9 protein-coding genes are annotated in these 14,579 nt (G+C 32.8%); 2 read left to right on the top strand and 7 right to left on the bottom strand.

The window, feature by feature from the left end; all coding sequences use genetic code 11:
- Window positions 1-41 precede the first annotated feature (41 nt).
- The 5 genes from SH09_RS06240 to parE form a co-directional block, all read right to left on the bottom strand.
- Window positions 42-1,268 carry an AI-2E family transporter gene (locus SH09_RS06240; protein ID WP_042738763.1) on the bottom strand — a complete coding sequence of 409 codons (1,227 nt, stop codon included), beginning with the start codon at window positions 1,266-1,268 and terminating at the stop codon, window positions 42-44.
- Window positions 1,269-2,071: 803 nt separating this feature from the next.
- Complete coding sequence (gene glcT, locus SH09_RS06245) at window positions 2,072-2,914, bottom strand: glucose PTS transporter transcription antiterminator GlcT (protein WP_042738764.1); 843 nt, start codon at window positions 2,912-2,914, stop codon at window positions 2,072-2,074.
- Window positions 2,915-3,312: 398 nt separating this feature from the next.
- On the bottom strand, window positions 3,313-4,755 hold the full coding sequence (alsT, locus tag SH09_RS06250; RefSeq protein WP_042738765.1) for a glutamine transporter AlsT: 1,443 nt from the start codon (window positions 4,753-4,755) through the stop codon (window positions 3,313-3,315).
- Between the two features lie 242 nt (window positions 4,756-4,997).
- Complete coding sequence (parC, locus tag SH09_RS06255) at window positions 4,998-7,400, bottom strand: DNA topoisomerase IV subunit A (RefSeq protein WP_042738766.1); 2,403 nt, start codon at window positions 7,398-7,400, stop codon at window positions 4,998-5,000.
- Window positions 7,397-9,391, bottom strand: coding sequence for a DNA topoisomerase IV subunit B (parE, locus tag SH09_RS06260; protein WP_107512369.1), 1,995 nt, complete (start codon window positions 9,389-9,391; stop codon window positions 7,397-7,399). The genes parC and parE overlap by 4 nt, the downstream gene beginning before the upstream one ends.
- Before the next feature lie 199 nt (window positions 9,392-9,590).
- Here parE and plsY point away from each other — a divergent pair, with 199 nt between their 5' ends.
- Window positions 9,591-10,199 carry a glycerol-3-phosphate 1-O-acyltransferase PlsY gene (gene plsY / locus SH09_RS06265; RefSeq protein WP_042738768.1) on the top strand — a complete coding sequence of 203 codons (609 nt, stop codon included), beginning with the start codon at window positions 9,591-9,593 and terminating at the stop codon, window positions 10,197-10,199.
- A 326-nt stretch (window positions 10,200-10,525) separates the two neighbouring features.
- Window positions 10,526-10,822: a HesB/YadR/YfhF family protein gene (locus SH09_RS06270; protein WP_042738769.1), complete on the top strand. Its 297-nt coding sequence runs from the start codon at window positions 10,526-10,528 to the stop codon at window positions 10,820-10,822.
- A 231-nt stretch (window positions 10,823-11,053) separates the two neighbouring features.
- Here the strand turns inward: SH09_RS06270 and menI are convergent, their stop codons facing one another.
- Both menI and acnA read right to left on the bottom strand, forming a co-directional pair.
- Window positions 11,054-11,500 (bottom strand): 1,4-dihydroxy-2-naphthoyl-CoA hydrolase MenI, encoded by a 447-nt coding sequence (menI, locus tag SH09_RS06275; protein WP_042738770.1) that lies wholly within the window; start codon window positions 11,498-11,500, stop codon window positions 11,054-11,056.
- Between the two features lie 114 nt (window positions 11,501-11,614).
- Entirely contained in the window at window positions 11,615-14,317 is a 2,703-nt protein-coding gene (gene acnA, locus SH09_RS06280; RefSeq protein WP_042738771.1) for an aconitate hydratase AcnA, read from the bottom strand.
- Window positions 14,318-14,579: the final 262 nt, after the last annotated feature.

The raw sequence follows: 14,579 nt of genomic DNA on the forward strand, positions 1-14,579 counted from the left end.
CTATTCAAGCGAACTATTTATCTAGTTATACGACTATCTTATTAACGATTGACTTCTTCGTCTTTAATTTCATAATCTCCAGCATCATCACCATAATATTTATTATATCTACGCTTATAAAGATAGAATAAATGAGTAACTAATACCTTTAAGATTGCATAAGCTGGAATTCCAAGAATGACACCAACGACACCGAGTAAATTACCCGCACTTAATAAGATAAAGATAATTGTAAGTGGGTGAATTTTCAATGTTTTACCCATGATATTTGGTGAAATAAAGTGCCCTTCTATAAATTGTACTGCAGTCCATACCACAATTAACTTTAATAACATAATTGGCGAAGTGATTAAAGCAATTATAATTGCTGGTGAAATTGCAATCGTTGGACCAATATATGGTACGACACTTGTGACCGCGGCGATACAAGCAAGAATTAAACTATAATCCAATCCAATAATGCTATAACCAATAAATAATAAAATACCAATGCAAAATGACACGATAATTTGTCCTTGAATATAAGAACCAACTTGTTCACTCATTTTATCCAATAGATCATGAAAATCTTTTCTAAATTTTGGTGCCATTAAATTCGTTGAAAATTCTTTAAATTTGTGGCCATCCTTCAACATAAAGAATAATACAAATGGTGTTGTAGCAATAACGACACCGACATTTACTAATGCTTCTGCTACATTTTTCACTTTAGTACCAAAACCATTAAAGTAATCTGAAATCATTGATGGAATCTTCTTAGACAATGCATCAAGTTGGTCTTGAATTTGACTATAAGAATTAGATATCAACGAATATTTAGTAATCCGATCAATTAAACCATTTACTTTATCTACATAATGTGGAAAATTATGACCAAAACTTTTAATTTGAGTGCCAATTACAGGAATAAGTAAATTAATCGCCAATGATATAACACCGACAATTAGTAAAAATAGAATAATAACTCCCCATGCACGTCCAATATTATAACGTTCCATTAAATTAACTAAAGGATTAAGTAAATAGTACAAAATAATAGAAACGATAATTGGTGCAGCTATTGTATTAAATACAATAATAAATGGTTTAAAAATATAAGATACCTGGTCAAAAATAAAAATCGCAAATCCGACCAATATGAGTACAATGAGGCCAAAAATTAAATCTTTACCACCAAAAAATTTCATAAATCGTGTCTCTGGAAAACTTAACTTGAGCCGATCCTTTTTATTTTTTGATTCTTGTTGAGTATTTTGTTCTTGATTCATAACTTCACCATACCTTATTTTGATTCATAATAATGTCTTAATAAAATACATTTTAACCTAAGCTTTTATTTTGATAGTCACAAATAAATACTTTTATATTTAGTCTTAAAAAGTAACCTCAACTATCAAATATCGTAATTAAGACAATAAAATACGAAAAGTTAACATACCATCCTAATTTCAGTTCCATAGCATGTCAATAAATTTATAATAACATATCCACGTTGTTCTAAACATATATTTCCTCACATAATGTTTAGTACGTATTAATTTTAAAATTTATATACTTTTTGAAACGTAAGTAACAATTTGCTTTTGTGAATTTTTTATCTGAATTGTTTCTATTACTTGTAAAATAAGTAAGGTTATAGCATAAACATCAATTTTCACAAGCTATTTCTAGTACCTAAATAGGTGCCGACTCCTGTGGGAATAGCACTTGCCGAAGACTACAGGCTGAGGCTGGGCCCACGGAAAGCGTGCATCAATTTTATTTACTAATATAAAATGTTAATCAACTGTTACATTTCTTTATACAAAATAGTATAATCCTAATTTGAATTACTTATTCACCAAAATGACACAAGCTATTTCTAGTACCCAATTAGGTGCCGACTCCTGTGGGAATAGCACTTGCCGAAGACTACAGGCTGAGGCTGGGCCCACGGAAAGCGTGCATCTATTTTATTTACTAATAATAAAAAAATTGACCTACACCTAGCACATGTCCCCAAAATAAAAACTGACCACAAAGCCAAAGGTCTGTAGACAGTTTTTAAAAATTAGAAACATCCTTATTAAATTTATTTTTTATTTGCCATAAAATGATATACATGTAACGTAAGATAAGTAATTTCCGCTTCATATATTTCAACCTTTAACTCTTGCTGTAACATCTTCATAATTTTGAGCGCAATATTATAACACAATGGATATTGCTCCTTTAATAACGCTTCAAACGCACCATTATGTTGTAAATTCTCACCACTACTCAACCTCTTTATTAAAAATTGAATATGTCGAATAAACCGTTGATATTGAACCGAATTTTTATCAATATCACTTTTCAAATCATGCTCTAATATAAAAATACTTTTATTAATAAGTCGATTAATTGATTTAATTTCTTCAAGAGATACCGTTTCAGTATTTGAAGCTATGTGTAATGCGATAAATCCTATTTCATCTTCTGGAAAATTCACATCCAACACATGATTTAATTTATAAATCACCTTTTCCGCTATCGAATAAGCTGTTTGGTATAATTGCTTTGTTTCAGCTACAAAAGGATTATTTATAACTTGACCTTGTTTCAAGCGTTTATAAGCAAAAATAATATGATCCGTAACAGAGACCACGAGTTGTTGATTATCAATTGTCAATTCCGAACTCGTTATAATATTAACAGCATCGATAACTGCTTGTATAAGTTGATCATCTGCATATTCAATAATAGATTTGTAGTATTCTTGTTGCGATTTCTGATCTAGTACATAAACCTTTTCAATAGATTGATTATTATGAATAGTCATGCCAGCTTTTTTATTAAACCCTATCCCTTTAGCAATCAACACGTACTCATGCATATCTTTTGTGCAAATGATAACATTATTATTTAAAACTTTAGTAACTAAGTAATCATTCATATTGTTCATCCTTATTTATATGTCAGTAAAATTATATATTGAAACTAAAAAAATTGGAAGTAATAGATCGCCTTCATTCATAAAAAAGCACGTATAAAATATATTTATCACTGCCTAATGTGCAATAACAACAACGATGATTAAATTATTGGTTCCTTCATCTTAAATAGAGTACAGTAACAATTATAATCATAAAGCATACATAGTATATTTTGAATAATAGTCCAAGCTATTTTATACAACACATACCTCCATTAAATATTACACAAAGCTGACTAAACAAATTAACAACAACACAACTAAATTTTATAAAAAAAGACAATTGCTATATTGACCACTAGCAATTGTCTTTCTACGTTAGACTATAACAGTACTAACATAAATATTTAACTGTTATTTTATTTTTTCATGCCCCAACTTTCAATACCAAATAAATTAATTTCCAACTCTTCTGGTCTAAACACTGGCTTTCTACCAGCTTTACGTTGTTTCTGATAATCATTCATTACTGCAAATGCAATATTGGATAATCCTATAATTGCAACTAAGTTAACAATGGCCATTAAGCCCATGAATAAATCAGCTGTACTCCATACAACATCCGTTTTTGCTACTGCTCCAATAAATACTAAAACAACGACAAGACATCTAAAAATAAATAAGATAACTTTATTTTTTGATAAAAACTCAATATTTGATTGACCATAGTAATAATTTCCTACAACAGATGAGAATGCAAATAAAGCAATTGCCACCGTTAAGAATATACCACCAATGCTACCAATGTGTTCATTGAGTGCTGACTGTGTTACGGCTACACCCTGTGGTGCATCTTCACCGAACTTCAATCCAGAATATAATAAGATCATAATTGCTGTTGACGTACAAACAAGCATTGTATCAAAGAATACACCTAATGATTGAATTAAACCTTGTTTCACTGGGTGAGGTGCAGCCGCTGTTGCTGCTGCGTTAGGGGCAGAACCCATACCTGCTTCGTTTGAGAACAAACCACGTTTTACACCTTGTAAAATTGTAGCACCAATTGTACCACCTGTTACTTGTTCTAGACCAAATGCACTTTTAATAATCGTTGTAATCATTGGAATGATTTGATCGAAATTTAATATTAAGATTACAATAACTGTAAAGATGTAAAGTATTGCCATAATTGGAACGATAACAGATGACATCGTAGCAATACTTCTTACACCACCAAAGATTATAACAGCCGTTAAAATTGCTAATATAATACCTGTAATGACTGGACTCACATTGTACTGTGTTTTTAATGATTCTGCTATTGTATTAGATTGAACTGTATTAAATACGAAAGCAAATGTAACTGTAATCAATACCGCAAATACAATACCCAACCATTTTTGATTTAGTCCTTTTGTTATGTAATAAGCTGGTCCACCACGGAAACCACCATCTTCGTCAGGCACTTTATATACCTGTGCTAATGTTGCTTCAATAAAGGCACTTGCTGCACCAATGAAGGCGATAATCCACATCCAAAACACTGCGCCAGGTCCACCTAAAACAATCGCTGTAGCCACACCTGCTATATTACCGGTACCAACACGAGAAGCTGCACTAATTGCAAATGCTTGGAATGGTGCGATACCTTTCTTGCCATTATCTAAAGTTTCAGGTTTCTCACCAATGGCACGAAACATTTCAGGAATCCATCTCAACTGAACAAACTTAGACCCAATTGTAAAGAAAATACCGGCAGTTATCAGTAACCCAATTAGGTACTGAGACCAAATCAAATCATTACCGACTTGGACGAAATCTTTAAACCAATCCGGAATTAAACCATCAAAATCTCTCACTTTTATCCCTCAAATCTACTATTTAAAATTCATAATAAAATCAAGAGATTTATAGTATTATCACAAGCCGTATTATCTCTTTTAAAAGCGATAATATACTTGCAAAGTTAATAGACAATAAATAGAATCGAATCATTCCATTTGATATCTATAACTAACCATAAATCTCTTGGGTTCAATTATATTGCATATGTCATTATTTTATCATTCTATAGAAGAATTTACTAACAATTTTTTTAATTTTATTTTAAATCTAATCCTTCGACCTCACCGAAGTCGGTAACATCTACGATAAAACTACCATTCGTATATTGTTCAGATAAATGAATATCTGAAATTAACCCTGTTTCTTGATCTTTAGAAGAATAAATCGTGTAGTTCTTATCTTCAGGGTTCACTACTTTAGCAGCAACGATACGATGTGGCGCCTTTTTAAGTTCTTTCAATAACGTAATACCGCGTTGTGCACGTTTAGCTTCTTGTAATATCTTGAAGCTTATTCGTTTTAATGATCCACGTTGTGTTGCCATTAGAATAGTATTTGGTTCAGAAATAATTTGTGTTAACACAACGAAATCTTCATTTTTCAAGTTGATTGATTTCACGCCAGCTGCTCTGAGCCCAGTATCTGACAACTCTTCACTACTGTATGTTAATGACATACCTTTATTGGTAATCACTGTCAGTAACTGTGTTTTAGAAATACGCATTACGTCAATAATTTCATCATTATCCTTTAACTTCATAGCAACTAAAGGTTTATTATAGCGCGACGTTTTAAACATAGACACATTGCTTTTCTTAATCATGCCATTTTTAGTAGCTAAAATATAATACGCTTCAGGTTTAAAATCACTTTCACCATAAATATCAATAACATATTCGCCTTCATCGATTGGAACAATTTGCGATACATGTTGGCCTAAGTCTTTCCATTTAATGTCAGCTAGTTTATGAACCGGAATAAATAAATATCGTCCTTTGTTTGTAAATACTAAGACCGTATCAAGTGTATTCATTTCTTGTTGTTTTAACAATGCGTCTCCATCTTTAACACCAATCTCATCTATACCACTTGCGTTGAAACTACGTAAAGATGTACGTTTAATGTAGCCATGCTTCGTAATACTCATTACTACAGTCTCACTAGGAATCATCACTTCTTTATCAATCTTAATTTCTGTAATTTCAGCTTCAATTTTAGAAAGACGTTCTTGTTTAAAACGTTTGCGAATATCTGTTAGCTCTTCTTTAATAACTGTTAATAATGCATCATGATTATCTAAAATATTTTTCAGTTTATCAATTAATGCCTTTAACTCATCATGTTCATCCTGAAGTTGTACAATATCGGTATTGGTCAATCTATACAATTGTAATGTAACGATTGCTTCAGCTTGTGCTTCAGTAAAAGCATATTTATCAACTAAGTTTTCCTTCGCATCCTTTTTATTTTTAGAATTACGAATTAATTGAATCACTTCATCTAATATTGATAAAGCTTTCATTAAACCTTCTACAATATGCATACGGCTTTCAGCATGATCTAATTCAAAGCGTGTACGTTTTGTCACCACATCAATTTGATGATTTAAATAACTATCAATAATTTCACGAATGCCCATTAACTTAGGTCTGCCTTCACTTATTGCAACCATATTAAAGTTATAAGCAACTTGAAGATCAGTATTTTTGTATAAATAGTTAGCTACAGCTTCACTATTTACATCTTTCTTCAATTCAATTGCAATACGTAAACCCGTTCTATCTGTTTCATCACGTACCTCAACAATGCCATCTACTTTTTTGTCGGCACGTAATTCATCCATTTTCTTAACCAATGCACTCTTATTCACTTCATAAGGTATTTCAGTAACAATTAATTCTTTACGTCCATTTCTAAGTTCTTCAACATCAACTTTAGAACGGACAATGATTTTACCTTTACCAGATTCATATGCCTTTTTAATTCCATCAATCCCTTGAATAATGCCACCTGTTGGGAAGTCTGGACCTTTAACATATTTCATTAACTGGCTTACTGTAATATCTGGATTATCAATATACTTTAATGTCGCTTGAATGACTTCACCCAAATTATGAGGTGGTATATCCGTCGCGTAACCAGATGAAATACCAGTACTGCCGTTAATCAACAAATTCGGTAATCTTGCAGGTAACACCATTGGTTCCATCGTTGTATCATCATAGTTCGGCATAAATGGTACGGTTTCTTTATTAATGTCTCTAAGTAATTCCTCAGAAATACGACTCAACTTAGCCTCAGTATAACGCATTGCTGCTGCTGGATCATTGTCGATACTACCATTATTACCTTGCATTTCTATTAATACATGGCGTAATTTCCAATCTTGGCTCAATCGCACCATTGCATCGTAAACGGATGTGTCACCATGCGGGTGAAATTGTCCAATTACGTCACCGACCGTCTTGGCACTTTTTCGGAAATTTTTATCAAATGTATTTCCGCTTGAAAACATTGCATATAAAATACGTCTTTGAACAGGTTTGAGTCCATCTCTTACGTCTGGCAAAGCACGCTCTTGAATGATGTATTTACTATATCTACCAAATCGATCTCCAATAACATCTTCAAGTGATAAATCTTGGATTATTTCACTCAATTTACTTCCTCCTCATTAGGATTTTCCTGTTCTAAAATTTGAATTTCATTATTATCTAATATACTTTGATCTTCTTGAAGTCCAAATTCAACATGCTTTTCAATCCATTCACGACGTGGCGCAACTTTATCACCCATCAACGTTGTCACACGTTTAGATGAACGTAATTCATCGTCCACTTGCACTCTGATCAAAGTTCTTGTTTCAGGATTCATTGTTGTTTCCCAAAGTTGATCGGCATTCATTTCACCAAGACCTTTGTATCGTTGTAACATAAATCCTTTACCAAGTTTCTTTTGTAGCTTTTCTAATTCTTCATCCGTCCATGCATATTCAACTTTCTTCGAAGCGCCTTTACCTTTTTCCAATTTATATAATGGAGGTAATGCAATAAATACTCTCCCCGCTTCAACTAACGGTTTCATATATTTAAAGAAGAAAGTAAGTAATAATACCTGAATATGCGCACCATCTGTATCGGCATCAGTCATAATAATAACGCGATTGTAATTGCTATCCTCAATCTTAAATTCATTTCCTACACCTGCGCCTATGGTATGAATGATCGTATTAATCTCTTCATTTTTGAAAATATCTTCCAGTCTAGCTTTTTCTGTATTTATCACTTTACCTCTTAATGGTAAGATAGCTTGGTATTTTCGATCTCTACCTAATTTTGCAGATCCACCAGCAGAATCACCCTCAACTAAATACAGTTCTTTTTTCTCAGTATTTTTACTTTGGGCCGGCGTTAGTTTCCCAGATAACAACGTGTCTTTACGTTTATTTTTCTTTCCTGAACGTGCATCTTCTCTTGCTTTACGTGCAGCTTCACGAGCTTGTTGTGCCTTAACAGCCTTCTTAACTAACGCTTTAGAAAGTTGCCCTTTTTCCTCAAGGTAGTATGGTAGTTTTTCTGCCACAACTGAATCAACGGCACTTCTAGCTTCATTTGTACCTAATTTAGACTTTGTTTGTCCTTCGAATTGGAGCAGTTCTTCAGGTATTCGAATTGAAATAATTGCTGTTAAACCTTCTCGAATGTCATTACCATCTAAATTCTTATCCTTTGCTTTCAATTCATTAATTCGACGTGCATATTCATTAAACACACGTGTCATTGCAGTCTTGAAACCAACTTCATGTGTACCTCCGTCTTTAGTACGCACATTATTAACAAAGCTCAATATACTCTCTGAATATTGATCGTTGTATTGAAACGCAACTTCAACTTCAATATTATTTGCTGTACCACTAAATAATGCCACGTCATGTAATATTTCTTTTCCCTCATTAACGTATGCAACAAATTCTTTAATACCTTCTTCATAGTGATAAACATCTTCACGTTCTTTACCAGCGCGTAAATCTTTAAGTTGTATTTTTAAATTCTTAAGTAAAAATGCTGATTCCTGTAAACGTTCACTTAATGTTTCGTAATTAAATGACGTTGATGTTTTAAATATCTCTCCGTCGGGTTTAAAGGTTACTTTCGTACCTGTTTTTTTAGTCTTGCCCTTTTTCACTAATCCTGATGCGGGTATACCACCATTTTTAAAACTTTGTTGATAGATCATACCATCTCGATGAATTTCAACCTCTAACCATTCACTCAATGCATTTACTACTGACGCACCTACACCATGTAAACCACCAGAAGTTTTGTATCCACCTTGTCCAAATTTACCACCTGCATGAAGTACAGTGAAGATAACTTCAACAGTTGGTTTACCTGATGCGTGAATTCCTGTTGGCATACCTCGTCCATTATCCTCAATTGTAATACTCTCATCTTTGTTTATTGTAACTGCGATTTCATTTCCAAAACCGTTTAATACTTCATCGACGGAATTATCGACAACTTCATACACCAAATGATGTAAACCACGTTTATCGGTAGAACCAATATACATCCCAGGTCTTTTTCTAACGGCCTCTAATCCCTCAAGAACCTGTATGGAATCATCCGAGTAATTATTTTGTTTATTCATTGCCAATCGTTTCGCCCTCCTACAAACGTACGTTCGTTATTAAAACTATACAATAGTTATTTTTATATAAATCTAGATAAAATGCAAGCACCAAATGAATATTTAAATGTTTATTCATTTCTTTTTAATTTTTATTCGTCTAAAGGTCCTCTTATGTGATAAAATGTTTTTAATGTCATTAAAGGATGTGTAATTGAATATGATGATAATAATCATGTTAATACTAAGTTACCTTATTGGTGCTTTTCCAAGTGGCTATGTAATAGGGAAATTATTTTTCAAAAAAGATATTAGACAATTTGGTAGTGGTAACACTGGCGCGACAAATAGCTTTAGAGTATTAGGAAAGCCAGCTGGATTTTTAGTTACTTTCTTAGATATTTTCAAAGGATTTATTGTCGTTTTCTTTCCTTTATGGTTACCTGTACACGCAGATGGTGCAATTAGCACATTCTTCACAAACGGTCTAATTGTTGGAGCATTTGCAATTCTAGGCCATGTTTATCCGGTATACTTAGGATTTAAAGGTGGCAAAGCAGTAGCTACAAGTGCTGGTGTGATACTTGGTATCAATCCTGTCTTATTATTAATATTAGCAGCAATTTTCTTTGGAATCTTGTATTTAACAAAGTATGTATCGCTATCAAGTATCATTGCATCAATTTGTTGTGTCATTGGCGCGCTAGTCATTAGAGACTACATCTTGTTTGTGGTTAGTATCGGCGTTGGAGTATTACTTATAATCAGACACCGTTCAAATATTGTTAGAATATTTAAAGGCGAAGAACCTAAGATTAAATGGATGTAACTATTACAAAAACCACGTTACAATTAAAAAGGGAATAAATTTTTATCAGAGCTGAAGGTATAATTATCTTCAGTTTTTTTATTATATTAACCCTTATGTCTTAACATCTTTTTCTACATTATTCTATTATACTATTTATATAGGTCATTAGCATGATTTTTAGTAAAATTAGCTAAAACAAAGCGTTTATTAGAAAATTAATCGAAAAATTATGTTATACTGCTTTTAACATTATCCAAATTGGGTAATGAATATAATACTAATTTAAAAATTAGTAACTAATTGTCATAAGTGAACCACTTGTGAACCGAAAGGAGACTTTAATTATGGGTATAGAACTTTCAGACAATGCTGTATCTTGGTTTAAAGAAGAACTAGATTTACCAGAAGATGATAAAGTCTTACAATTCTTCGTTCGTTATGGTGGAGAATTCCAGTTGAAACAAGGATTTAGTCCTGCATTTAGTGTTGATCGTAAAAATGACTTAGAGATTGGATATGAAAATAATTACCAAGGTTTAAATGTCGTAATTGCAGAAAAAGACTTATGGTATTTCCAAGATGACAATTTATTCATCGATGTGAATGATGGCATTGATGAAATCTCATATTCTAAACAATAAGTAATGATGATATTTGAGTTGAATTCTAAATCATGTTGATGTTAAGTTGAGTTCAACAATATTTATAATCTACTTTCATTGAGTTCAAACGTCATTGCAACACTCATTCAAGTATACATTTTAATGCAAATTATTTTGCAATTTATATAAAAGATGGTCGCTCATATTATGATGAACGGCCATCTTTTAAATTATTATATTATGTTGGTCATGTTCGCTGTTTAATTCAAATCAAATCTCAAGTGATTCTCCCGCTTTATTTCGGCCTTCTATACTTTGATATGTATTATGCCAATCTGGGAATGCTTTATCTAAACGGACTGGTTTAAAATCTGACTTTGTAATACACGTCAATACAGTTGATCCCGTCGTTGCTAATTCCCCTGCTTCATTATATATTTCATACCGATACTTTGAACGCAATCTTGTATATTTTTCAACCCAGGTTTTGATTTTCACCTTTTCAGGATAAGTAATTGACTTAATATACTTGATTTCAATATCTGTAACAGGAGAGATTACACCTGAATCTTCCATTTCTTTATAACTAAACCCTAACTTACTAATATAATCCGTACGCGCAACTTCAAACCATGTCGGATAATTCCCATGATAAATCACACCCATTTGATCCGTTTCTTGGTAGCGTGATTCTATTTCAGTTATACTATAAATCATTTCTCGATATCCTCTTTTCAATTGTTCATATATGACAATGGTAACATAAACAAGCTGTACTAGCATATTGCTAATACAGCTTGATACAAATCATTTTCACTCACTAATTATTCATTATTGAGCTAATTTATTTCTCAATACTAATTGTAAGATACCACCGTTACGGTAATAATCTAATTCTACATTTGAATCGAAACGAGCAATTGCTTCGAATTCAATTACTTTGCCATTTTCTTTCTTAGCTTGAACTTTAACTAAGTCATGTGGTTTTACATCTTCGTTAACATCAACTGAAATAATTTCAGTACCATCAATACCTAAACTATCTGCAGATTCGCCTTCTTGGAATTGTAAAGGTAATACACCCATCATTACTAAGTTAGAACGGTGAATTCTTTCATAACTTTGTGCAATTACTGTTTTAACACCTAATAAATTAGTACCTTTTGCTGCCCAGTCACGTGAAGAACCCATACCGTAGTCATTACCTGCTAATACAACTAATCCAGTACCATCTTCACGGTATTTCATTGCTGCATCAAAGATAGACATTTGTTCACCAGTTGGCCAATATGTTGTATATCCACCTTCTGTACCTGGTGCTAATTGGTTTTTAATTCGAATGTTTGCAAAAGTACCACGTACCATTACTTCATGGTTACCACGACGAGAACCATAAGAGTTAAATTCACGAATTGGTACATTATGCTCTAATAAATATTTACCTGCCGGCGTATCTTTACCGATAGCACCTGCTGGAGAAATATGGTCAGTTGTTACTGAATCACCAAATTTACCCATTACACGTAATTGATTTAATGGTTCAATTTTACCTGGCTCTTTTGATAAGTTTTGGAAGAATGATGGATTTTGAATATATGTTGATTCAGGATCAAAGTCATATAATGGTTTATCAGTAACATCAATTTCATTCCACATTTCGTTATTGTTATAAACCGTTTCATATTCTTCTTTAAATAAAGCTGGAGTAACAACACTATCTACAGTGTCAGCAACCTCTTTAATTGTTGGCCAGATATCATTAAGATATACATCTTCTCCATCTTTACCTTTACCAAGTGGTTCATTTTGTAAATCAATATCTACTGTACCAGCTAACGCATAGGCAACAACTAATTGTGGAGATGCTAAATAGTTAGCTTTTACTAATGGATGGATACGTCCTTCAAAGTTACGGTTACCAGAAAGTACTGAAGTAACAAGTAAATCTTCGTCAGCAATTGCTTTTTCAATTTCTTCAAGCAATGGACCAGAGTTACCGATACATGTTGTACAACCATAACCTACTAAATTGAAACCTAATTCATCTAAGTATGTTTGTAAACCAGCATCTCTTAAATAACCTGTTACAACCTTAGAACCTGGCGCCAATGAAGTTTTTACATATTCAGGTACTTTTAAGCCTTTTTCGATTGCTTTCTTGGCAACGAGACCTGCACCTAACATAACGTAAGGGTTTGATGTATTCGTACACGATGTGATTGCAGCAATCGCAATGTCACCTGTTTTCATTTCTGAAGTCGAACCATCTTTAAAGTTAATAGTTGCTTTCTTATCAAATTCACTTTCATCGAATCCATGACCTTGGTTACCAGCTGGAGCAGTAACTGATTTTTCGAATTCTTTCTTCATGTCGCTTAAGAAAATTAAATCTTGTGGACGTTTAGGACCTGATAATGAAGCTTCAACAGTTGATAAATCTAATTCAACTACATCTGTATATTCAGGTTCATCTTTATCTACAGTAAAGAACATACTATTTTCTTCTAAATATTTTTTAACTAAATCGATTTGATCGTCTGCACGACCTGTTAATCTTAAATATTTTAATGCTTCCTCATCAACTGGGAAGAAACCACAAGTCGCACCATACTCAGGTGCCATATTTGCAATTGTTGCACGGTCAGCTAAAGGTAAATGTTGTACCCCTGGTCCGAAGAATTCAACAAATTTACCAACTACACCTTTTTTACGTAATTCTTGAGTAACACGTAATGCTAAGTCAGTTGCAGTTGAACCTTGTGGTAATGCATTTGAAAGTCTAACCCCAACTACTTCTGGAATTGGGAAATATGATGGTTGACCAAGCATACCTGCTTCGGCTTCAATACCACCTACACCCCATCCTAATACGCCTAGACCGTTAATCATTGTCGTATGTGAGTCAGTACCCACTAATGTGTCTGGGAATGTAACTGTTTCGCCATCAACTTCACGAGCATGTACAACATTTGCCAAGTACTCTAAGTTAACTTGGTGTACGATACCTGTTGCTGGTGGTACGGCGCTATAGTTATTAAACGCTTTCGTAGCCCAATTTAAGAATTGGTAACGTTCATAGTTACGTTCAAATTCTAATTTCATATTTCGTTCTAATGCATCTGGGTTGGCATAACTATCTACTTGTACTGAGTGGTCGATAACTAAATCAACTGGTACTTCTGGATTAATTTTGTTTAAATCTCCACCTACGTCATTCATCGCTTTACGTAATGAAGCCAAGTCAACAACAGCAGGAACACCTGTGAAGTCTTGTAAGATAACACGAGATGGCTTAAATGGAACTTCACCATCAGCACCTTCTGTAAATTCAGATAATGCTTTAATGTGTTCATCTGTAATAACAAATCCGTCTTCTTGTCTCAATACTGATTCTAATAATACTCTAATTGAATATGGCAATTTCGATACTTTAGTAAAACCTTGTTCTTCTAAAGTGTTCAAATCATAATACGTGTACGTTTTACCATTAAGGTCAAACGTCTTTTTAGCTTGTTGCTTAATATTTGAAGCCATATAAATCCCCCCTGAAAGTTTTTATTAATATATGCCGTTACTTAAATTGTATAATTATATGTAATTTAAAACAACTGGATAAAGTTAGAAAACCTCATAATTTAGTTTTGAATTTTCAATCAGTATGTATAAGTTATGCTTATGTTAAAACGTTGGTGTAATAAGTTATTTTTATCAATTGAGAATCATTATCATTTTTCTTCAGAAGCTTTGTCCTTGTTTAATTTTATTAGTATGTATATTAAAAATTAAAATCCCCCAT

The organism is Staphylococcus gallinarum (assembly GCF_000875895.1).
In the GTDB taxonomy this organism is placed as follows: Bacteria; Bacillota; Bacilli; order Staphylococcales; family Staphylococcaceae; genus Staphylococcus; species Staphylococcus gallinarum.

What these genes read in the sequence shown, in the direction of transcription:
- SH09_RS06240 (WP_042738763.1), bottom strand. Translation starts at nt 1,268, where the DNA reads ATGAATCAAGAACAAAATACTCAACAAGAATCAAAAAATAAAAAGGAT.
- glcT (WP_042738764.1), bottom strand. Translation starts at nt 2,914, where the DNA reads ATGAATGATTACTTAGTTACTAAAGTTTTAAATAATAATGTTATCATT.
- parE (WP_107512369.1), bottom strand. Translation starts at nt 9,391, where the DNA reads ATGAATAAACAAAATAATTACTCGGATGATTCCATACAGGTTCTTGAG.
- plsY (WP_042738768.1), top strand. Translation starts at nt 9,591, where the DNA reads ATGATGATAATAATCATGTTAATACTAAGTTACCTTATTGGTGCTTTT.
- SH09_RS06270 (WP_042738769.1), top strand. Translation starts at nt 10,526, where the DNA reads ATGGGTATAGAACTTTCAGACAATGCTGTATCTTGGTTTAAAGAAGAA.
- menI (WP_042738770.1), bottom strand. Translation starts at nt 11,500, where the DNA reads ATGATTTATAGTATAACTGAAATAGAATCACGCTACCAAGAAACGGAT.
- acnA (WP_042738771.1), bottom strand. Translation starts at nt 14,317, where the DNA reads ATGGCTTCAAATATTAAGCAACAAGCTAAAAAGACGTTTGACCTTAAT.